Origin of the sequence: Pseudomonas anatoliensis (genome assembly GCF_017976235.1) — a bacterium.
In the GTDB taxonomy this organism is placed as follows: Bacteria; Pseudomonadota; Gammaproteobacteria; order Pseudomonadales; family Pseudomonadaceae; genus Aquipseudomonas; species Aquipseudomonas anatoliensis.
This window is the reverse complement of sequence record NZ_JACVHC010000004.1, coordinates 678,502-700,552: the sequence shown is the minus strand read 5'-3', so window position 1 is coordinate 700,552 and position 22,051 is coordinate 678,502. Positions and strand designations below refer to the sequence as shown.

Sequence of the window (22,051 nt, the reverse complement as noted above, 5' to 3'; positions counted from 1 at the left end):
GGAAATCAGCGGAAAGACCTTCGATGGTCAGGGCAAAGTGGGTTTCATTGGCCGGCGCGAACATCCCTTGTTCCTCGTGCTGTGCAGCGGCGCTCGTCGACGCCCGCAAAAGCGGGTCAACGTACGCTAAATTCTGGAGGGGCGTAAACAACATCGACCAGCAGAGCTGGCCGATGCTTGTAACGATCAGCCGTAATTAAACGACTGGAGCACGCCAGTCATCGGAACCCGAAGTACCGGATACTTCGTGGGTCCAGGTGATTTTGCGGTAGGTGAACTGCACTTCTTCCAGGTGGGTGAAGTGCGAGTTGCCTGGATCCTGGCAGTTGTGCATTTTGTTGTTGATGGCGACGATGATCGCGTCTTCCAGTTTGGTGGTGTAGTAGTGCTCTTGGGTACCTTGAGCCGAAGTACGGAACCACTGGATAACGATTTCGCTCATGCGCTCGCCGGAAGTCAGAGCGGCTTGCAGCAGAGGCGAAGCCTTGTCGTAGACCTTGGTGATCACAACTGGCTTGTGAACGCGCTGACCGGTTGGCTGACCGGATTGCGGGTCACGCGGGATGATCACGTCGTGGCTGAAAGCCTGAACCATGACCTGGTCTTCGTGGCCTTCCTGGTAGGTGTTGCCAACGGAGTCAGCGGTGAATGCGCCTGCAGTGATCAGGCCTTGTTTTTCGCCGGTAACCGACATGTACGCTGGTGTTGCCATGGGATGCTCTCCTTGCGGATAAATTTAGGGTGCCCGGGAGGCGAAATCGCCCGGTGGGTGCCTGACTGTTATCAAGGAGCGTGCCAGGTTTTGCCAAGTCCCCGGAGTGCGGGGGGCAAAGTGCTATGGACTGCGGTTGCGAGGGTTTTTTACACGGAATCGAAGGCGAAAGTGCGCAAGAAGTTGCGCAGTACTGCGCAACTTCTTGCGCACTTGGCTGCAGGCCTCGTGACACATGGGCTGCAGCGATTTTAAAGGAAAAATATTATGACCATGTGCGCAACTTCTTGCGCAGTATGGCCAAGTGATGGCGCCGCCCGGAAATTGCTGGTTTTGAACAAATGACCAATCCGGCACCATTTTTTGCCGTTCCGTCACTGGTCAGCCATCTTCCGGTTACTGGAAAGTCCCAAGCCAGAGCCTGTTGTGCTTAACGCCGACAGGTCAGGGGGTTAAAAAGCGTCTTATTAATGAGACACCGCCCTCGGCTATACTCCCCGCATTTCGACCTAGGCACGAGGAATCACTGTGAAGAACTGGACGTTGCGCCAACGCATTTTGGCGAGCTTTGCGGTGATTATCGCCATCATGTTTCTGATGGTGGTTCTCTCGTATTCGCGGCTGTTGAAAATCGAAGCCAGTGAAAACAGCGTCCGCGATGATGCGATCCCCGGGGTTTATTACAGCTCGATGATTCGCGGTGCCTGGGTCGACAGCTATTTGCAGACGCAGGAGTTGCTCGGGTTAAAGGGCGGGCAGGGGATTTCCAGCGAGGATGCGGCGGATTACAAGGCGTTCGAAAACCGCCTGCAAGAACAAATGGCCAACTACCGCAAAACCATGGCCACCGACCAGGACCGTACCGAGTTCGCTGCGTTCGAGAAGTACCACGACGCCTATATGAAAATTCAGGATCAGGTGCTGGACCTGCACGGACGCAACCTGGAGGCCGATGCGCTCAAGTTGTTCAACGAGAAGCTGACCCCGGCGTGGTACAGCGGACGGATGAAGCTCAACGATATCATCGGCGAGAACAAGACCGTCGCCGATCAGGCCATGGCCAATATCGACGAGGCAGTAGCGGCTGCCAAGGTCAGCATGCTCGTCTCGTTGCTGGTGGCTGTGCTGGCGGCCGGTGCCTGCGGTTTCCTGTTGATGCGTGCGATCATGGCGCCGATGAACCGCATCGTGAAAATCCTCGAAATCATGCGTACCGGCGATTTGAGCGGCCGTTTGAATCTCGACCGCAAAGACGAGTTCGGTGCAGTGGAAACCGGCTTCAACGACATGATGACCGAGCTGACTGCGTTGGTTTCCCAGGCCCAACGTTCGTCGGTGCAGGTGACCACGTCGGTGACAGAGATTGCCGCCACCTCCAAGCAACAACAAGCCACCGCCACCGAAACCGCTGCCACGACAACGGAAATCGGCGCAACGTCCCGTGAAATTGCCGCGACCTCGCGCGATCTGGTGCGCACCATGACTGAAGTGTCGACCGCTGCCGATCAGGCCTCGGTGGCCGCCGGTTCCGGTCAGCAGGGTCTGGCCCGCATGGAAGACACCATGCACTCGGTCATGGGCGCTGCTGATCTGGTCAACGCCAAACTGGCGATCCTCAATGAGAAGGCTGGCAACATCAATCAGGTGGTGGTGACCATCGTCAAGGTCGCTGATCAGACCAACCTGCTGTCGCTCAACGCCGCCATTGAAGCGGAGAAGGCCGGTGAATACGGTCGCGGTTTTGCCGTGGTCGCCACCGAAGTGCGACGTCTGGCGGATCAGACTGCTGTAGCCACTTATGACATCGAACAAATGGTTCGTGAGATCCAGTCGGCGGTGTCTGCCGGGGTGATGGGCATGGACAAGTTCTCCGAGGAGGTGCGCCGCGGCATGTCCGAGGTGCAGCAGGTCGGCGAGCAGCTGTCGCAGATCATCCATCAGGTGCAGGCGCTGGCGCCACGGGTGTTGATGGTCAATGAAGGCATGCAGGCTCAGGCCACCGGCGCCGAACAGATCAACCATGCGCTGGTGCAGTTGGGTGATGCCAGCAGCCAGACCGTCGAGTCGCTGCGTCAGGCCAGTTTCGCCATCGACGAACTGAGCCAGGTGGCCGTCGGGCTGCGCAGCGGCGTTTCGCGATTCAAAGTCTGATGAGCGAAATCATCGCCAAACGCAGCGCTGCGCAGGTGGCGAAGCAGGCGTTGTTCCTGCTGTTTCGCATTGGCAGCGAGCGCTACGCATTGCGCGCCACCGAAGTGGCGGAAGTGCTGCCGCGCCTGCCATTGAAACCGATTGCCCACGCGCCGCATTGGGTTGCCGGGGTGGTCGCTTACCGCGGCGCGGTGGTACCGGTGATTGACCTCAGCGCGCTGACGTTTGGCAAACCCGCCGAGGCGCGAACCAGTACGCGACTGGTGCTGGTTCACTATCGCCCGGATGAGTCGCACCCAGAGCAACGGCTTGGGCTGATTCTTGAACAGGCCACCGATACCCTGCGCTGCAATCCGGAAGATTTTCAGCCCTACGGCCTCGACAACCGTGAGGCGCCCTACCTCGGCCCGGTGCGTGAAGATGCCCAGGGGCTGGTGCAGTGGGTGAAGGTCAATGACTTGCTCGATGACGCCGTGCGCACGTTGCTGTTTCCCTCGCCGCCGCGTGATCCGGCGCAACTTGAGGCGCAGCCATGAGTAGCGATCAGCGTTTTTTCGACTTCCTCAAGGAGCGTATTGGCCTCGATGTCACCTCGGTGGGCCCGGCGATCATTGAGCGCGCGGTGCGCCAGCGCACGACGCTTTCGCAAGCGGCGCACGCCGACGAGTACTGGCAACTGCTGCAAGGCTCGCGGGACGAGCAACAGGCACTGATCGAGGCGGTAATCGTTCCCGAAACCTGGTTTTTCCGTTATCCGGAATCCTTCGCCACACTCGGCAAACTCGCGCGCCAGCGTCTCGCCGAGCTGAACAACATGCGCGCATTGCGCATTCTCAGCCTGCCGTGCTCTACCGGCGAAGAACCTTATTCGATTGCCATGGCGTTGCTCGATGCCGGGCTTAAACCGCATCAGTTCAAGGTCGACGGCATGGACGTCAGCCCGCTGTCGGTGGATAAGGCGCGGCGGGCGCTGTACGGCAAGAACTCGTTTCGCGGGCAGGATCTGGACTATCGTGACCGTCACTTCAGCGCTGAGCAGGACGGTCATCGCGTCAACGAAACCGTACGCGAGCAAGTGCGCTTGCAGGTCGGCAATGTGCTCGATCCGACGCTGTTGGCCACCGAGCCAGCCTTCGATTTCGTGTTCTGTCGCAACCTGCTGATCTATTTCGATCAGCCGACCCAGCAGCAAGTCTTCGAAGTGCTCAAGGGCCTGACCCACGTCGACGGCGTGCTGTTTATCGGTCCGGCCGAGGGCAGCTTGCTTGGGCGTCTGGGCATGCGCTCGATTGGCATTGCGCAGTCGTTTGCGTTCAGTCGCCACAGCGACCCGCAGCCAGAGCCATTGCCGGTTGCCAGGCCCGTTGCTCTACCGGTCAGCCAACCGATACGCAGCACGCCGCCACCGCCGGTGCGCAATCGACCGTTTGCTGCAGTGACACCGTTGCCAGTAACGAGAAAAAGCGCGAACCCGGACGCGGCCACCTTGCTGGCGAACATCGCCGCGCTGGCCAACGAAGGCAAAAGTGCTGAGGCCCGCGCCGCGTGCGATCAATACTTGCGCAGCCACGAACCCGTGGCGCAGGTGTTCTATTGGCTTGGCCTGCTCAGCGATGTCGCCGGCCTGACGCTCGAAGCCCAGGGTTTCTATCGCAAAGCCTTGTACCTCGAACCGCAACATTCCGAAGCGTTGATGCACCTGGCCGCACTGTTGCAGGCTCAGGGCGACAGCGTCGGTGCCAGACGATTGCAGGAACGCGCCGCCCGCAGCGGCCGCACCGCCGACAGTGAGCGTAAACGATGATCGCCGACACCTTGAACGTCACCCATGAAGACGCCCGGGCCATCGATGATTGCTGGAACCGCATCGGCATCCACGGTGACAAGTCGTGCCCGCTGCTGGAAGAACACATCCATTGCCGCAATTGCTCGGTGTATTCCGCCGCCGCCACACGCCTGCTCGATCGTTATGCCTTGCAGCAGGACGAGCGCGACCCGGTGGCGGCAGTGGTCGAAACCGACCTGAAGACCCGATCGCTGCTGATGTTCCGTCTCGGTGAAGAGTGGCTGGGACTGGCCACGCGCAGCCTCGTTGAAGTGGCGCCGATGCAGGCGATTCACTCGCTGCCGCATCAGCGTTCGCGCGCCTTGCTCGGCGTGGCGAATGTGCGCGGCGCACTGGTGGCCTGCTTGTCGCTGGTCGAATTGCTGGATCTGGATGGCAGCGCCGCGCCGGCGCCCGGCGCGCGGATCATGCCGCGCATGCTGATCATCGCCGCCGATGGCGGGCCGGTGGTCGTGCCGGTGGATGAAGTCGACGGCATTCATGCCATTGACGAGCGAATTCTTGATGCCGCCTCGCAGTCCGGTGCTCAAGCCAGTGCCAAATTCACCCGTGGCGTGCTGCAATTACGGGGTCGCAGCCTGCGTTGGTTGAATGAAGAACAGCTGTTGTCCGCCGTGACCCGGAGCCTCACATGACCCCCGAGCAAATGCGCGACGCCTCGCTGCTTGAGCTGTTCAGCCTTGAAGCCGAAGCCCAGACGCAGGTCCTCAGCGCAGGGCTGTTGGCGCTGGAACGCAACCCGACCCAGGCCGATCACCTCGAGTCATGCATGCGCGCGGCGCACTCGCTCAAAGGCGCGGCGCGGATCGTCGGCGTCGACAGCGGCGTCAGCGTTGCCCATGTGATGGAGGATTGCCTGGTCAGCGCCCAAGAGGGGCGGTTACTGCTGCGCCCGGAACACATCGACGCGTTATTGCAGGGCACCGATTTGCTGATGCGCATTGCGACGCCAGCGAGTGCGCCGCAACCGGCAGACATCGAGGCGTATGTGGCGTTGATGGGGCAACTGCTTGACCCATCGGCCGCGCCAATCCCTGTCGCCGCAACTGTCATGGCCGAGTTGCAAATGGCGGCGCCGACAGCGGTTGAACCCACTTCAGCGCCTTCTATAGAAGCCCCGGTTGAAACATCCGACCCCGTACCCCGCAAAAACAGGCGTACCACGGAGGGGGGCGAGCGCGTATTGCGCGTCACCGCTGAACGCCTGAACAGCCTGCTCGATCTGTCGAGCAAATCGCTGGTGGAAACCCAGCGCCTCAAACCGCATCTGGCCACCATGCAGCGTCTCAAGCGCATGCAGAACAATGGCCTGCGCGCGCTGGAAAACCTCAATGTCCATCTCAAGGAGCATGCCCTCAGCCTTGAGGCGCTGGAAGCGTTGGAGGATGCGCGGCGCCTGCTTTCCGAGTCGCAACAACTGCTGGCCGAGAAGAACGCCGAACTCGATGAGTTCGCCTGGCAAGCCAGCCAGCGTGCACAAGTGCTTTACGACACGGCACTGGCCTGTCGCATGCGCCCCTTTGCTGACGTGCTCAGCGGTCAGGCGCGGATGGTGCGTGATCTGGGCCGCAGCCTCGGCAAGCAGGTGCGACTGGAAATCGAAGGCGAGAAAACCCAGGTCGACCGCGATGTGCTGGAAAAACTCGAAGCACCGCTTACCCATCTGCTGCGCAACGCGGTCGACCATGGCATCGAAACCCCTGAACAGCGCTTGCTCAAGGGCAAACCCGAGGAAGGCCTGATCCGTCTGCGCGCCTCGCATCAGGCTGGATTGCTGGTGCTGGAATTGAGCGATGACGGCAACGGCGTCGATCTGGAAAAAGTCCGCCGCAGCATCGTCGCGCGCCAATTGTCCCCGGCCGAAACGGCGGCGCAATTGAGTGAAGAGGAGCTGCTGACGTTCCTGTTCCTGCCCGGTTTCAGCCTGCGCGATACGGTGACCGAAGTGTCGGGCCGTGGCGTCGGCCTCGACGCCGTGCAGCACATGGTGCGCCAGTTGCGCGGTGCGGTAGAGCTGGAGCAGACGGCGGGCGAGGGCAGCCGTTTTCATCTCGAAGTGCCGCTGACCTTGTCGGTGGTGCGCAGCCTGGTGGTGGAGGTCGGTGAAGAAGCGTACGCGTTCCCGCTGGCGCACATTGAACGCATGTGCGACCTGGAGCGCGATGACATCGTTCAGGTCGAAGGTCGTCAGCATTTCTGGCACGAAGGCCGGCATGTCGGGTTGGTCGCTGCCAGTCAGTTGTTGAACCGCCCGGCCAGCCAGAGCAGCAGCGAAACCCTGAAGGTCGTGGTGATTCGTGAGCGCGAAGCGATTTACGGCGTGGCTGTCGAACGCTTCGTTGGCGAGCGCACGTTGGTCGTACTGCCACTGGACGAGCGTCTGGGCAAAATCCAGGACATCTCCGCCGGTGCCTTGCTCGATGACGGTTCGGTGGTGCTGATCGTCGATGTCGAAGACATGCTGCGTTCGGTCGACAAACTGCTCAATACCGGTCGCCTGGAGCGCATCGCCCGCCATGGCAATCAAGCCGCAGAAGCCGCGCGCAAGCGGGTGCTGGTGGTCGACGACTCGCTGACCGTGCGCGAATTGCAACGCAAGCTGCTGCTCAATCGCGGCTACGACGTGGCCGTCGCGGTGGACGGTATGGACGGTTGGAACGCGCTGCGTTCGGAGGATTTCGATTTGCTGATTACCGACATCGACATGCCACGCATGGACGGTATCGAACTGGTGACCTTGTTGCGCCGCGACAACCGTTTGCAATCGCTGCCGGTGATGGTCGTTTCGTACAAGGATCGCGAAGAGGATCGCCGCCGTGGACTGGACGCCGGCGCCGACTATTATTTAGCCAAAGCCAGTTTTCATGACGACGCCCTGCTTGATGCAGTGGTCGAGCTCATCGGAGGAGCGCGGGCATGAAAATCGCAATTGTCAACGACATGCCAATGGCGGTGGAGGCCTTGCGCCGGGCGGTGGCCTTCGAGCCGGCGCATCAGGTGGTCTGGGTCGCTTACAACGGCGCCGAGGCGGTGCGTCTGTGCGCGGAAAATACGCCGGATCTGATCCTGATGGACTTGATCATGCCGGTGATGGACGGCGTCGAAGCCACTCGGCGGATCATGGCCGAGACGCCGTGCGCCATCGTCATTGTGACGGTCGACCGCCAGCAGAACGTGCACCGGGTCTTCGAAGCGATGGGGCATGGCGCGCTGGATGTGGTCGATACGCCGGCCATTGGCGCAGGCAATGCGCAGGAAGCGGCGGCACCGTTGCTGCGCAAGATCCTCAACATCGGCTGGCTGATCGGCGAGAAAACGCCGCGCGCGCGTCCGGCGCCTACGCCCCAGCGCAGTTCGGCCTCGCGCCAGCGGCTGGTGGCGATCGGCTCGTCCGCTGGCGGGCCGGCGGCGCTGGAGGTGCTGCTCAAAGGCTTGCCCAAGGATTTCTCGGCGGCCATTGTGCTGGTGCAGCATGTCGATCAGGTGTTCGCTGCCGGCATGGCCGAATGGCTCGCCAGCGCCAGTGGCCTGGACGTGCGTCTGGCGCGTGAAGGCGAACCGCCGCAGGCCGGCGTCGTGCTGTTGGCCGGCACCAACCACCATATTCGCTTATTGAAAAACGGCACGCTGGCCTACACCGCCGAGCCGGTCAACGAGATCTACCGACCTTCGATCGACGTGTTTTTCGAGAGCGTTGTCAGCTATTGGAACGGCGATGCGGTCGGGGTTTTGTTGACCGGGATGGGGCGAGATGGCGCGCAAGGGCTTAAGCTCATGCGCCAACAGGGTTATTTGACCATCGCCCAGGATCAGCAAAGCAGTGCGGTGTACGGCATGCCCAAGGCTGCCGCGGCGATCGATGCCGCCGTAGAAATCCGCCCACTGGAAAAGATAGCGCCACGATTGCTGGAGATTTTCCCCAAATGAACAGTTTTATCCGCAATCCTGGCCCCCGCAGTAATCAGGTGACAGCCCATGAATGATTTACAGATCGACGACATTAAAACCGACGAAAACGCCGCCATGGTGTTGTTGGTAGACGATCAGGCGATGATCGGCGAAGCCGTGCGCCGTGGGCTGTCGAACGAAGAAAACATCGACTTCCACTTCTGTTCCGACCCGCATCAGGCCATTGCGCAAGCGGTGCGGATCAAGCCGACGGTCATTCTCCAGGACCTGGTGATGCCCGGTCTTGACGGCCTGAGCCTGGTGCGCGAGTACCGCAATCACCCGGCGACCAAGGACATTCCGATCATTGTCCTGTCGACCAAGGAAGACCCGCTGATCAAGAGCGCGGCGTTCTCCGCGGGTGCCAACGATTATCTGGTGAAGCTGCCGGACACCATCGAACTGGTGGCGCGCATCCGCTATCACTCGCGCTCCTACATGACGTTACTGCAACGAGACGCGGCCTACCGTGCCCTGCGCGTCAGTCAGCAGCAGTTGCTCGACACTAACCTGGTGCTGCAACGCCTGATGAACTCCGATGGCCTGACCGGGCTGTCGAACCGCCGCCACTTCGACGAATACCTGGAGCTGGAATGGCGCCGCTCGTTGCGCGACCAGAGCCAGTTGTCGTTGCTGATGATCGACGTCGATTACTTCAAGTCCTATAACGACACGTTCGGCCATGTCGAAGGCGATGAAGCATTGCGCAAGGTCGCCACGGCCATTCGCGATGCCAGTGCGCGCCCCTCGGACTTGCCGGCGCGTTACGGTGGTGAGGAATTTGCGCTGGTGCTGCCGAATACTTCGCCGGGCGGCGCACGACTGGTGGCGGAAAAACTGCGCCAGACCGTGGCTTCACTGAAGATTCCACACATTGCGCCCAGCGAAGGGACGAGCCTGACTATCAGCATTGGTCTGGCGACCATGGTGCCGCAGGCGGGCAGCGATTGCCGGTTGCTGATATCGGCGGCCGATCGTGGGTTGTACTTGGCCAAGAACAACGGGCGTAATCAGGTCGGGATCGAGTAACCCGACTCCCACGACAAATGCAAAACCCTGTAGGAGCTGCCGAAGGCTGCGATCTTTTGATCTTTAAAAAATCAAAAGATCGCAGCCTTCGGCAGCTCCTACAGTTCATTAATGCTCGATTCGCCCCGCCAGACGGGCTGCCGTTACAGCCCGATTACGTTATACTCGCCGGCTTTCAAAAGTTCGCCAACGAGTGCTGCCCGCCATGGAAATCAACCCGATCCTGAACACCATCAAGGACCTGTCCGAGCGCTCCGAAACTATTCGGGGGTATCTTTGACTACGATCAAAAGCATGAGCGTCTGACTGAAGTCAATCGCGAGCTTGAAGATCCGAGTGTCTGGAACAAACCTGAATACGCCCAGGAACTGGGCCGCGAGCGCTCTGCGCTGGCGCAAATCGTCGATACCCTCGACGAATTGAACGGCGGTCTGGCCGATTGCCGCGACCTGCTCGACATGGCTGTCGAAGAAAACGACGAAGGCGCAGTGGGCGATGTCGTCGCTGAACTGGCCCGTCTCGAGGCCAACCTGGCCAAGCTCGAATTCCGCCGTATGTTCAGCCATGAAATGGACCCGAACAACGCCTACCTGGACATCCAGGCCGGTTCCGGCGGCACCGAAGCGCAGGACTGGGCCAACATCCTGCTGCGCATGTACCTGCGCTGGGCTGACAAACGCGGTTTCGACGCGACCATCATGGAACTGTCCGCCGGTGAAGTCGCCGGGATCAAGGGCGCGACCGTGCACATCAAGGGTGAATACGCCTTTGGCTGGCTGCGGACCGAGATTGGCGTGCACCGCCTGGTGCGCAAGAGCCCGTTTGACTCCGGCAACCGTCGCCACACCTCGTTCTCCGCGGTTTTCGTCTCGCCAGAGATCGATGACAAAGTGGAAATCGAAATCAACCCGGCAGACCTGCGGATCGACACCTATCGTTCCTCGGGTGCCGGTGGTCAGCACGTAAACACCACCGACTCGGCCGTACGTATTACTCACGTACCGACCAACACCGTGGTCAGCTGCCAGAACGAACGTTCCCAGCACGCCAACAAGGACACCGCCATGAAAATGCTGCGGGCCAAGTTGTACGAGCAGGAAATGCAGAAGCGCAACGCCGCTTCCCAGGCGCTGGAAGACACCAAGTCCGACATCGGCTGGGGTCACCAGATTCGCTCTTACGTGCTCGACGCGTCGCGAATCAAAGACCTGCGGACCAACATCGAACGCAGCGACTGCGACAAGGTGCTCGATGGCGACATCGATGAATACCTGGAAGCCAGCCTGAAATCAGGGCTGTAAAAGACGCAATACAGGGTCGGCTGATTCAACGCGATCCCTGTAGGAGCCAGCCCTGCTGGCGATCCCCGGGCTGCAAGGCCCGGGGGCAACGAACCTGATGGAATATCTAAAGACATGAGCGACCAACAACTCGATCCGCAAGCCCTGCAACAGGAAGAAAACTCCCTGATCGCCCTGCGCAAGGAAAAGCTTGCTGCCGAGCGCGCCAAGGGCAATGCCTTCCCGAACGACTTCCGCCGCGACAACTACTGCGATGCGTTGCAGAAACAGTACGCGGACAAGACCAAGGAAGAGCTGGCAGAGGCTGCAATCCCGGTCAAGGTTGCCGGTCGCATCATGCTCAACCGTGGCTCGTTCATGGTGATCCAGGACATGACCGGTCGCATTCAGGTCTACGTCAACCGCAAGACCCTGTCCGAAGAAACCCTGGCCGCGGTGAAAACCTGGGACATGGGCGACATCATTGCTGCCGAAGGCACCCTGGCCCGTTCCGGCAAAGGCGACCTGTACGTTGAAATGACCACCGTGCGCCTGCTGACCAAGTCGTTGCGCCCGCTGCCGGACAAACATCACGGCCTGACCGACACCGAACAGCGCTACCGTCAGCGCTACGTTGATCTGATCGTCAACGAAGAAGTGCGTCAGACTTTCCGCGTACGTTCGCAAGTGATTGCGCACATTCGCAGCTTCCTGATGCAGCGCGACTTCCTCGAAGTCGAAACGCCAATGCTGCAGACCATTCCCGGCGGCGCTGCGGCCAAGCCGTTCGAAACCCACCACAACGCGCTGGACATGGAAATGTTCCTGCGTATCGCGCCTGAGTTGTACCTCAAGCGTCTGGTGGTTGGCGGTTTCGAGAAGGTTTTCGAGATCAACCGCAACTTCCGTAACGAAGGCGTCTCGACCCGTCACAACCCTGAATTCACCATGTTGGAGTTTTACCAGGCTTACGCCGACTACGAAGACAACATGGACCTGACCGAAGAGTTGTTCCGTGAACTGGCGCAGCTGGTTCTGGGCAGCACCGACGTGCCGTACGGCGACAAGGTGTTCCACTTCGGCGAGCCGTTCGTGCGCCTGTCGGTGTTCGACTCGATCCTCAAGTACAACCCTGAGCTGACCGCCGATGATCTGAACGACATCGACAAGGCTCGCGCCATCGCCAAGAAGGCCGGCGCCAAGGTGCTGGGCTTCGAAGGTCTGGGCAAGCTGCAAGTGATGATTTTCGAAGAGTTGGTCGAGCACAAGCTGGAGCAGCCGCACTTCATCACTCAGTACCCGTTCGAAGTGTCGCCGCTGGCTCGTCGCAATGACGACAACCCGAACGTCACCGACCGTTTCGAGCTGTTCATCGGTGGCCGTGAAATCGCCAACGCCTATTCCGAGTTGAACGATGCGGAAGACCAGGCCGAGCGCTTCATGGCGCAGGTGGCCGACAAGGACGCCGGCGACGACGAAGCCATGCACTACGACGCCGACTTCGTTCGCGCGCTGGAGTACGGCATGCCGCCAACGGCCGGTGAAGGTATCGGCATCGACCGTCTGGTGATGTTGCTGACCAACTCGCCGTCGATTCGCGATGTGATCCTGTTCCCGCACATGCGACCGCAAGCGTAAACGTTTCAGTTAAAAAGCCGCCTAAAACAGGCGGCTTTTTATTGCCTGTCTGGTACAAATGTATCGTTTGGTTACTTTTGAAATAACAGAGGAATGCCTGTCGTGATGGTTGCAATCGCTCAAGAAGGTGCAGCGGGTATCGCCACTGCGGTCGCTGAAAGTGTTCAGTACCAGGGTCGCAAGGCCAGCCGACAGGGCAGTGAGCAGCGTCGTCAGGACATTCTCGACGCGGCAATGCGCATTGTCGTGCGTGATGGCGTGCGCGCCGTACGCCACCGTGCAGTGGCTGCGGAAGCGGCGGTACCGCTCTCGGCCACCACTTATTACTTCAAGGACATCGATGACCTGCTCACCGATACCTTTGCCCAATACGTTGAACGCAGTGCCGAATACATGGCCAAGCTGTGGATCAACAACGAAGGGCTGCTGCGCGATATGGTCGTCAGCGGTGACGGCAGCCCCGAGTCGCGCTCGCAACTGGCCGATGATATTGCGCGGTTGATGGCCGATTACGTGCAGCGACAGCTGCTCAACCGTCGCGAGCATTTGATGGCCGAGCAGGCATTCCGTCAGGAAGCGCTGCTCAACCCGCGCCTGGCGATTCTGGTGCGCTCGCATCAGCAGATTTTGCTGCAGGGTACCTGCCAGTTGTTTCAGGTATTGGGCTCGCGTGAGCCGCAGCAAGATGCCAAGGTGTTGACGGCGATTATCGGACGGATGGAATATCAGGGCCTGCTCAACGACGCCGAGCCTTTGGCGGAGGAAGAGATGCTGGGGATTCTGACGCGGTATATGCATTTGGTCCTCGCGTCGGTGTAACGCAATGTGGTCCGCCTGACGCCGGTCCCAATGTAGGAGCTGCCGAAGGCTGCGATCTTTTGATCTTGCTTTTAGAAATCAGGATCAAAAGATCGCAGCCTTCGGCAGCTCCTGCAGAGAAAGGTGATTCAGGTTCATAGGGAGTATCGAATGAAAGCCTGGCGTGGCGTGCTGATCGCCTTGTCGTTCCTGCTGCTCAGTGGCTGTCTGGTGACGTTCGAGTCGCCGCTGTCCACCCATGAAACGGCGCCCAAGGGCCTGCTCGGCAAGTGGTCGAGCGTCAATGCCTGGGGCGAGCCGATGAACCTTGAGCTGACCCGTCTGGGCAACAACCGCTATCAGGCCGTCACCTATTTCAAAGCCAAACCCCGCGAGCGCGAAGCCTATCCGTTCACCGTCTCGCATCGTGGCAATCGCTGGTACCTGTCGGCGAAAGTGCCGGCGCAGTTCGGTGGCCACTACACCATCGCCGGTTTCGAACTTACCGACAAACATGAGCTGGTGGTGTACAACCTCGATCTCGAGCAGATCAATCAGGCAATCCAACACAAAGCCCTCGACGGTCAGGCCTTCCAGACCGACGACGGCGATGGCGTTCTGGTCGACAGCAACCTCGACAAAGTCTTCGCTTACCTCGACGATCCGGCCAATTCCGATGTCTTTGTCGAAGCGGCGCGCTATCAGCGTCGGGCCGGCGCCAAATAATTCAGAACATCAGGTTTTTTACAGGAGTTTCGGGTGGACGATTACCAGCAGTCGATACGCATATTGTCCGATCGCATTGTGCTGGCGCAGACGCCAATCCGTGTTCTTGACGCGGTCAAGTGGGACGAAAGCATCCGCAAGGGTTTTCTCAAGGCCAAGGGCAAGGAAATGCCGGCGGTGGATCGCGACTATTACCTGAACCGGCCGCTGGCGTTCGATTCGAGCAAGGTCAAACTGGAATTCCAGAACATCGAGCGCGACATCACTCGCCAGCTCGGCCAGTTCAACCCGGTCGGGCAGATCATGCGGCGCATGTGCAAGGAATATCGCATGGTGGTGCGTATGCTCGAAGCGCGCGGCACCGAAGATTTCGGTCTGATCTCCCAAGAATTGTACGGCGCTGCGTCCGACGCATTCCACGCCGGTGACCCGACCTTGGCCGACCTCGGCCTGATGATGTCCGACTATCTGAACAACATCGATGGCCGTGGCGACCTGAAGGACGAGCCGAAAACCCTCACCGCCAAAGACGCCGTGCACCTGTTGCAAACCCGTCTGAACAAAGTGTTCGGCGAGGCTGAGGAAACCATTCGCGTGTTCGAGTCCGACGGTATCGTTGCCGATGCGGCGGCGGGCGCCGACTACATCAAGATCCGCACTGACGCGATGTTCAACGACCGCGACGTGCGCGCACTGGAAGTTCACGAGGGTCTGGTGCACGTCGGCACCACGCTCAACGGTTTGAACCAGCCGATCTGCACCTTTCTGTCCAAGGGCCCGCCGTCGTCAACGGTGACTCAGGAAGGTCTGGCGATCCTGATGGAAATCATCACCTTCGCCTCCTACCCGAGCCGTCTGCGCAAACTGACCAACCGTACCCGCGCCATTCACATGGTCGAGGAGGGCGCGGACTTCTTGCAGGTGTTCGAGTTTTTCCGTGAGCAGGGCTTTGAAATGGCGGAAAGCTATGGCAACGCCAGTCGGGTTTTCCGCGGGTCGACGCCGACCGGTCTGCCATTCACCAAAGACTTGTCCTACCTCAAGGGCTTTATCATGGTTTACAACTACATTCAGTTGGCCGTGCGTAAGGGCAAGCTTGAGCAGATTCCACTGTTGTTCTGCGGCAAGACCACTCTGGAAGACATGCGTACCTTGCGCCAATTGGTGGATGAGGGGCTGGTGGTGGCGCCGAAATATCTGCCTGACCAGTTCCGTGATCTGAATGCGCTGTCGGCGTGGATGTGCTTCTCCAACTTCCTCAACCATTTGAGCCTGGACCGGATCGAGGCGGACTATTCCAACATCCTCTAGACCCTACACAACCCCCTGTGGGAGCTGGCTTGCCAGCGATGGCGGCGGGTCAGCCAACATCAATATTGACTGACAGAATGCAATCGCTGGCAAGCCAGCTCCCACAGGGTTCAGGATTGCCACAATTATTGTGTTCCAACCCGAATATTCGCGAGGTTTCACCGGATGAGAATCCTCGGCATCTTTTGCCTGCTCCTGACCCTTGGCGGTTGCAGTTCACTGCTGTTCTACCCAGAGCCGGGCCAGATCTTCACCCCGGAAAAAGCCAAACTCGAATACCGCACCGTCACCCTGACCACCGCCGACGGCCTCAAGCTGAACGCGTGGTGGCTGCCGGCCAAACCGGGTGCCGAGGTTAAAGGCACCGTCCTGCACCTGCATGGCAACGGCGGCAACTTGCCGATGCATTTGGGCGGAAGTTGGTGGTTGCCGAAAAACGGCTATCAAGTGTTGTTGGTGGACTATCGCGGCTATGGCTTGTCCGAGGGCGAACCGAGTCTGCCGGCGATCTATCAGGACATCGACGCGGCGTTCGCCTGGCTGGACAAGGCGCCCGAAATCAAAGGCAAGCCGCTGATCCTCCTCGGTCAAAGCCTCGGCGGCTCGATGGCCGTGCATTGGTTGGTGCAGCATCCCGAGCGGCAGAAACAGCTCAAGGCGCTGGTGCTCGACGGCGTGCCCGCCAGTTATCGCAGCGTCGGCCAATACGCCCTCAGCACTTCGTGGCTGACCTGGCCGTTTCAGGTGCCGCTGTCGTGGCTGGTGCCGGATGGCGACAGCGCGATCAATTCAATGCCGCAACTCAACGGCGTGCCGAAACTGATCTTCCACAGCATCGATGATCCGCTGGTGCCTCTATCCAACGGCATCCGCCTGTATCAAGCTGCGCCGCCGCCGCGGGTATTGCAGTTGACACGCGGCGGCCATGTACAGACCTTCGGCGACCCGGTCTGGCGTCAGGTGATGCTGCGCTATCTCGACGATCCCGAGCACTTCAACGGCCTGCGCCGCCTCGGCGAAATCCCCAATTACCCGCAACCCCCGAATTCTGAAGATGAGAGTCCGCAATGAGTGAAGAACGTAATGCCATCCCGCTGATCATCACGGGTATCTGCAGCATCCTCGGCACCGTTGGCGCCCTGTGGTACTACGGCTACCTGCACTTCGCCAAACCCGAGGATGCGCTGCTGCTCAACGAATTCACCATGCTCAAGACCGTGCCGGGAGAGGACTACAAACTCTCGCTGAGCCCGGCACCGCAAGTGGCGCAGTGCATTGATGGCGTGCTGGTGCTGTTTGATACCGAGCAGAAAGGTCTGACCGGCGTGCTGATCAATGCCCAGAAAAAAGCCGTGCGCTGCATGGGCGAGGAGACGCCGCAGAAGCTGGAGCCTTAAAATCAAAAGATCGCAGCCTTCGGCAGTTCCTACATGGGATTTCATTTCACCTGTATGAGTTGCCGAAGGCTGCGATCTTTTGATCAACAAAAAAGCCCCGCCTGATCACTCAGGCGGGGCTTTTGCGTTACAGCGTGAAGCTTAGTTCGAGCTGACAGCCGAACGTGGCATCACTGGCTGGTTGTCGTTGGAAATGGTCACTTCCACGCGACGGTTCATCGCACGACCGGAAACGCTGCCGTTCTCGGCAACCGGATATTCCTTGCCGTAACCCTGAGCGACGATGCGCGCTGGATCAACGCCCATTTTCACCAGTGCAGTGCGCACGGAGTTGGCGCGACGCTCGGACAGCGTCTGGTTGTGGCTGGCGGTACCGGTGCTGTCGGTGTAGCCCTCGACGATCACTTTGCGATCCGGGTTCTCCTGGAGGAACTGCGCCAGTTTATTGATGTTCACCAGACCGCTGGATTTCAGGTCTGCGCGGTCGGTGGCGAACAGCACATCACCAAAAGTCACCAGCGTACCGCGATCGGTCTGCTTGGCATTCAGGCTGTCCTGCAACTGCTTGATCTGTTGATCGCGAGCGTCCAGACGTGCCTGGGCGCGTTGGGCGGAGGCGTTCTTCAGATTGTTTTCAGCAGTGCGCAGGGCAATGGTCTGCTTGGCCACTTCAACACGCTGGTTGGTCAGGTAAGCCAGTTGGTCAACCTTGGCCGCGTCTTGCTTGTCCAGGTAGGCCTTGTCGGCCTTGTCCAGGTACTCACTGGCATCTTTGGTTTCCAGCGCCGCTACTTTGCTCGCCTGCGGGTTGGCTTGCAGGCCGGCGTAGTTGGTGCGTGCGTTTTCCAGGTTCGGATTAGGCGGGGTGGAGCAGGCAGCCAAGGCAACGCTTGCGGCCAGAAGAGCGGGAATCATCAGTTGCTTACGCATAATTTGTCGTCCTTTCTATCGGTAAGAGTTTCAGCTTTGCGGTCGGGATGCGCGCTTACTTCACGGTGCGCTGACTTTCCTGACGCAGTTCCTGAACACCTTTCTGGGAATCCTTGACAGCCAGTTCAGCCTTGGCGGCCTGAGCCTTGCGTTCTGCTACGCGAGCGTCCCACTCGGCTTGCTCGGACAGCGTACGAGCTTCTTCGTACTTCTTGTCGTGCATGGCGATTTCGGCTTGCTTGAGTTTGTCCTGCGCCTGCTTCATTTCAACGGCAGCAAACTCGGTACCACCGGCGCTGACTGCGCTGTTGACCGCAGATTGGGTCACGGCGTACTGCTCGGTCGGTGGATTACCGGCGCAACCGGCCAGTACGAAGCTGGTGCCGATTGCCAGGGCGGCCAGTTTCAGACCGCGCAGGTGGGTAAACGAGGTTTGGTTTTTCATGGTCTTCAACTCCATTAGGCATCTCCTGAATACATCTGAATCCATCCTGGTCGAGGAGCCTTAAGCGTCTTGTACAGCGCGTTTTTGAAACGCTCGTTCCAGGAGTGGTTACAGGGTCCGACCGGCGGCTGTTTTCAAAAGTTCAGAAAAGATGGCCTATCGCCTAAATAATTTTTGACCAAATGGACAAGGCTCTGGGGCGGGAACTTTGGTGGGCTGGAGTGGTACGCGCGGGTGGTTTTCAGCTTGGTCTGACGCGATGCTAACGGAGGAAATACGGTCAATGTAGGAGTGAGCCTGCTCGCGATAGCGATGTGATATTCAGCCTCTTTGGTGTCTGACACACCGCTATCGCGAGCAGGCTCACTCCTACAGTTGGATCTGCGTTGTGTCAGTGTTTCTGCTTGTTTTCAGCAGATGACAAATCCTGCAAATGCCGCCGTGACAGCGCCAGAAAACGCGGCGTTGGTCCGACGTCTTCATACAGCGGATCACCTTCCTCATCCGTCGCAACCACCGTCGAGCCTTTCACATAGGGCAGGCTCGCTTCGAACTCTTCAAGGGCTGCGCCGATCAGTTCGCCGAGCAGTTCTTCGGGGTGGCGTTTGGGGTACATCTCGGCAATCGCTGCCAGACGCGCAGCGGCCTCGACGTCCAGATGAATCGTGTAGCCAGTGTCGGTCAGGCGACCCTTGGCGTTTTCTTCCCAATGCTGGGCGAGTTCACGGATTTTCATGATGACCTCATGTCGCACCTGCTGTAGCAGGCTTGGGTGAGTGTCCGGCGGGGCCGGCGGCAAGCCTTTATGCGGCTTAATGTTGAGACTAGCTTTCGGCCACAAGGTTTAAAGTCCCTTCGTCGCCTGCTTGTAAGAAGCGCCGTAGAGCGGCACTCTCTGCGTCATGCACTCGTTTCTAGGCCGCCCGGATTACCGCTGGAGAACTGCTGATGACCGATATTGATGCACGCTTGCGCGAGGATGTTCACCTGCTCGGAGAGCTGTTGGGCAATACCATTCGAGACCAGTACGGCGAAGGTTTTCTCGACAAGATCGAGCAGATTCGCAAGGGCGCCAAGGCCGACCGCCGAGGCTCGATGGATGCAGAGCTGAGCGCCAGCCTCAATCAATTGAGCGAAGACGAACTGCTGCCGGTGGCGCGGGCGTTCAACCAGTTTCTCAATCTGGCGAACATCGCCGAACAGTATCAGTTGATCCATCGTCGCGAAGAGTCGCAACCCGCGCCGTTCGAATCCCGGGTGCTCCCCGAATTGCTCGCCCGCCTGCGCAACGAAGGTCACAGCGCCGAATCCCTCGCCCGACAACTTGGACGACTGGAAATCGAACTGGTGCTGACCGCGCACCCGACCGAAGTGGCGCGGCGCACGCTGATCCAGAAGTACGACGCCATTGCCGCGCAACTTGCCGCACAGGATCATCGTGACCTGACCAGCGCCGAGCGCGAGCAGATTCAAAACACCCTGCAACGGCTGATCGCCGAAGCCTGGCACACCGAAGAAATCCGCCGCACCCGCCCAACCCCGGTGGACGAAGCCAAGTGGGGGTTCGCAGTCATCGAACACTCGCTGTGGCAGGCGATTCCCAACCATATGCGCAAGGCCGACAAGGCTTTGTACGAGGCCACGGGCCTGCGTTTGCCGCTGGAGGCTGCGCCGATTCGCTTCGCCTCGTGGATGGGCGGCGACCGTGACGGCAACCCGAATGTCACCGCTGCGGTGACTCGGGAAGTGTTGCTGCTGGCGCGCTGGATGGCCGCTGATTTGTACTTGCGCGATATCGATCATCTGGCTGCCGAGTTGTCGATGCAGCAGGCCAGCGACGCACTCAAGGCCCAGGCGGGTGACAGCGCCGAACCGTATCGTGCGGTACTCAAGCAATTGCGCGAACGCCTGCGCTCCACGCGCAACTGGGCGCATGCAGCGCTGACCGCACCGACGCCGGCGCCAGCGGATGTGCTGCAAAACAATCGTGATCTGCTTGATCCGCTGGAGCTGTGTTTCAACTCGTTGCACGAATGCGGCATGGGCGTGATCGCCGACGGCCCATTGCTTGATTGTCTGCGCCGGGCGGTGACGTTCGGCTTGTTCCTGGTGCGCCTCGACGTGCGTCAGGACTCCGCGCGGCACAGTTCGGCAATGACCGAAATTACTGATTACCTGGGCCTCGGTCGCTACGAGGACTGGGACGAAGAGCAACGCATTACCTTTCTTACCCGTGAACTGAGCAATCGTCGACCGTTGCTGCCGGCGCATTTCAAGCCGTCCGCCGACACCGCTGAAGTGCTCAACACCTGCAAGGAAATCGCCGCCGCGCCCGGCGCTTCGCTGGGCTCCTACGTGATCTCGATGGCGGGCGCTGCCTCCGACGTACTTGCCGTGCAGTTGCTGCTGAAAGAATCCGGCGTACTGCGGCCGATGCGTGTGGTGCCATTGTTTGAAACCCTCGCCGACCTCGACAACGCCGGCCCGGTGATGGAGCGTCTGTTGCTGCTGCCGGGTTACCGCGCACGGTTGCAAGGTCCGCAGGAAGTGATGATCGGCTACTCCGATTCCGCCAAGGATGCGGGCACCACCGCAGCGGCGTGGGCGCAATATCGCGCCCAGGAACGGCTGGTGGAAATCTGCCGTGAACAGCAAGTCGAACTGCTGTTGTTCCATGGTCGCGGTGGCACTGTCGGCCGTGGCGGTGGTCCGGCGCACGCGGCGATTCTGTCGCAGCCGCCGGGATCGGTAGCGGGGCGGTTCCGCACCACCGAGCAGGGAGAAATGATTCGTTTCAAATTCGGCCTGCCGGACATCGCCGAGCAAAACCTCAATCTGTACCTGGCGGCGGTGCTCGAAGCGACGCTGTTGCCACCGCCGCCGCCAACAACGGAATGGCGCCATCTGATGGACGAATTGGCCGCTGATGGTGTCAGCGCCTATCGCCAGGTCGTGCGGGAAAATCCGCAATTCGTCGAGTATTTCCGTCAGTCCACTCCGGAGCAGGAACTGGGACGCTTGCCATTGGGCAGTCGTCCGGCCAAGCGCCGCGCGGGTGGCATCGAAAGTCTGCGGGCGATCCCGTGGATCTTCGGCTGGACGCAAACGCGGCTGATGCTGCCAGCCTGGCTCGGCTGGGAATCGGCGCTGAGCAAGGCGCTGGAGCGCGGCGAAGGCGAATTGCTCGGGCAGATGCGCGAACAATGGCCGTTCTTTCGTACGCGCATCGACATGCTGGAAATGGTTCTGGCCAAGGCTGACGCCGATATTGCGTTGTCTTACGACCAGCGCCTGGTCGAGCCGGATTTGCTGCCGTTGGGCGCGCAGTTACGCGACCTATTGTCGCAGGCGTGCGCAGTGGTGCTTGGGCTGACCGGGCAGTCGCAGCTGCTGGCGCATAGCCCGGACACCCTGGAATTCATCCGCCTGCGCAACACCTACCTCGACCCGCTTCATCTATTGCAGGCCGAGCTGCTCGCCCGCTCGCGACAACAGAATGTCGAGCAGGGCAGCCCGGTGGAGCAAGCGTTGCTGGTGTCTGTGGCGGGGATTGCCGCCGGTTTGCGTAATACCGGCTAAGGTTTTTTCGGCGGGGCAGGGCACCCGGTGCATGTGTCGGGTGCCGCTGGATATCTACTGGAAATGTTTCGCCAAGCGACAGTTAATGATGGGGTTGCGACTTGGGTCACCGCGTCCCGAAGTCGCGGCGGGCGTCGGTTTCTCCGACTTTTGGCGTCTTGTGTGGGCGCAGCCTGCTGTGTATCTTGATCAGCCTTTGGCCGTTTGTGCGGCCACGACCCGTATTTTTCAGGATTCGTCCCAAGAGGCGAGGCCTTTGTT

Annotated in this window: 19 protein-coding genes; 15 read left to right on the top strand and 4 right to left on the bottom strand. The window is 59.9% G+C overall.

What is annotated here, in order from left to right; all coding sequences use genetic code 11:
• Positions 1-196 precede the first annotated feature (196 nt).
• Positions 197-712 carry an Hcp family type VI secretion system effector gene (locus ICA16_RS16970; RefSeq protein WP_007919523.1) on the bottom strand — a complete coding sequence of 172 codons (516 nt, stop codon included), beginning with the start codon at positions 710-712 and terminating at the stop codon, positions 197-199.
• 528 nt (positions 713-1,240) lie between these two features.
• On the opposite strand from ICA16_RS16970, the gene ICA16_RS16965 reads away from it, so the two are divergent.
• From ICA16_RS16965 to ICA16_RS16900, 14 genes are all read left to right on the top strand, one after another.
• Positions 1,241-2,863 (top strand): methyl-accepting chemotaxis protein, encoded by a 1,623-nt coding sequence (locus ICA16_RS16965; protein WP_210553907.1) that lies wholly within the window; start codon positions 1,241-1,243, stop codon positions 2,861-2,863.
• Positions 2,863-3,399, top strand: a complete 537-nt coding sequence (locus ICA16_RS16960) for a chemotaxis protein CheW (protein ID WP_210553906.1) — start codon at positions 2,863-2,865, stop codon at positions 3,397-3,399. The genes ICA16_RS16965 and ICA16_RS16960 overlap by 1 nt, the downstream gene beginning before the upstream one ends.
• Positions 3,396-4,667 carry a CheR family methyltransferase gene (locus tag ICA16_RS16955; protein ID WP_210701085.1) on the top strand — a complete coding sequence of 424 codons (1,272 nt, stop codon included), beginning with the start codon at positions 3,396-3,398 and terminating at the stop codon, positions 4,665-4,667. Before ICA16_RS16960 ends, ICA16_RS16955 begins: the two co-directional genes overlap by 4 nt.
• Positions 4,664-5,344 carry a chemotaxis protein CheW gene (locus tag ICA16_RS16950; RefSeq protein WP_210553905.1) on the top strand — a complete coding sequence of 227 codons (681 nt, stop codon included), beginning with the start codon at positions 4,664-4,666 and terminating at the stop codon, positions 5,342-5,344. Before ICA16_RS16955 ends, ICA16_RS16950 begins: the two co-directional genes overlap by 4 nt.
• Positions 5,341-7,629 (top strand): hybrid sensor histidine kinase/response regulator, encoded by a 2,289-nt coding sequence (locus tag ICA16_RS16945; RefSeq protein WP_210701084.1) that lies wholly within the window; start codon positions 5,341-5,343, stop codon positions 7,627-7,629. Before ICA16_RS16950 ends, ICA16_RS16945 begins: the two co-directional genes overlap by 4 nt.
• Positions 7,626-8,636: a chemotaxis response regulator protein-glutamate methylesterase gene (gene cheB / locus ICA16_RS16940; RefSeq protein WP_150603789.1), complete on the top strand. Its 1,011-nt coding sequence runs from the start codon at positions 7,626-7,628 to the stop codon at positions 8,634-8,636. The genes ICA16_RS16945 and cheB overlap by 4 nt, the downstream gene beginning before the upstream one ends.
• 48 nt (positions 8,637-8,684) lie before the next feature.
• Positions 8,685-9,686 (top strand): response regulator, encoded by a 1,002-nt coding sequence (locus tag ICA16_RS16935; RefSeq protein WP_042560882.1) that lies wholly within the window; start codon positions 8,685-8,687, stop codon positions 9,684-9,686.
• A 205-nt stretch (positions 9,687-9,891) separates the two neighbouring features.
• Positions 9,892-10,987, top strand: a protein-coding gene (prfB, locus tag ICA16_RS16930) for a peptide chain release factor 2 (RefSeq protein WP_150594562.1) whose coding sequence is annotated in 2 segments (ribosomal slippage) — positions 9,892-9,963 and positions 9,965-10,987 — 1,095 coding nt in all. Because the reading frame shifts where the segments join, the coding sequence is not laid out codon by codon here.
• 114 nt (positions 10,988-11,101) lie between these two features.
• A complete protein-coding gene (gene lysS / locus ICA16_RS16925; RefSeq protein ID WP_047299888.1) occupies positions 11,102-12,604 on the top strand; it encodes a lysine--tRNA ligase in 1,503 nt (500 codons plus the stop codon).
• Between the two features lie 105 nt (positions 12,605-12,709).
• Positions 12,710-13,423: a TetR/AcrR family transcriptional regulator gene (locus ICA16_RS16920; protein WP_150604741.1), complete on the top strand. Its 714-nt coding sequence runs from the start codon at positions 12,710-12,712 to the stop codon at positions 13,421-13,423.
• Positions 13,424-13,573: 150 nt separating this feature from the next.
• Positions 13,574-14,128, top strand: a complete 555-nt coding sequence (locus ICA16_RS16915) for a hypothetical protein (RefSeq protein WP_210701083.1) — start codon at positions 13,574-13,576, stop codon at positions 14,126-14,128.
• 33 nt (positions 14,129-14,161) lie between these two features.
• The gene (locus ICA16_RS16910; protein ID WP_042560877.1) at positions 14,162-15,439 is read left to right on the top strand and encodes a flavohemoglobin expression-modulating QEGLA motif protein; all 1,278 of its coding nucleotides are present in this window, start codon (positions 14,162-14,164) and stop codon (positions 15,437-15,439) included.
• A 165-nt stretch (positions 15,440-15,604) separates the two neighbouring features.
• Positions 15,605-16,510, top strand: coding sequence for an alpha/beta hydrolase (locus ICA16_RS16905; protein WP_210701082.1), 906 nt, complete (start codon positions 15,605-15,607; stop codon positions 16,508-16,510).
• A complete protein-coding gene (locus tag ICA16_RS16900; protein WP_150604737.1) occupies positions 16,507-16,836 on the top strand; it encodes a PA3694 family proteiin in 330 nt (109 codons plus the stop codon). The genes ICA16_RS16905 and ICA16_RS16900 overlap by 4 nt, the downstream gene beginning before the upstream one ends.
• Before the next feature lie 141 nt (positions 16,837-16,977).
• Here the strand turns inward: ICA16_RS16900 and lptF are convergent, their stop codons facing one another.
• From lptF to ICA16_RS16885, 3 genes are all read right to left on the bottom strand, one after another.
• Positions 16,978-17,766, bottom strand: coding sequence for a lipotoxin F family OmpA-related lipoprotein LptF (gene lptF, locus ICA16_RS16895; RefSeq protein WP_150604736.1), 789 nt, complete (start codon positions 17,764-17,766; stop codon positions 16,978-16,980).
• 55 nt (positions 17,767-17,821) lie between these two features.
• Positions 17,822-18,226, bottom strand: coding sequence for a DUF4398 domain-containing protein (locus ICA16_RS16890; protein WP_042560872.1), 405 nt, complete (start codon positions 18,224-18,226; stop codon positions 17,822-17,824).
• A 376-nt stretch (positions 18,227-18,602) separates the two neighbouring features.
• A complete protein-coding gene (locus ICA16_RS16885; RefSeq protein ID WP_047299892.1) occupies positions 18,603-18,947 on the bottom strand; it encodes a hypothetical protein in 345 nt (114 codons plus the stop codon).
• Positions 18,948-19,159: 212 nt separating this feature from the next.
• Here ICA16_RS16885 and ppc point away from each other — a divergent pair, with 212 nt between their 5' ends.
• The gene (gene ppc / locus ICA16_RS16880; RefSeq protein ID WP_210701081.1) at positions 19,160-21,790 is read left to right on the top strand and encodes a phosphoenolpyruvate carboxylase; all 2,631 of its coding nucleotides are present in this window, start codon (positions 19,160-19,162) and stop codon (positions 21,788-21,790) included.
• Positions 21,791-22,051: the final 261 nt, after the last annotated feature.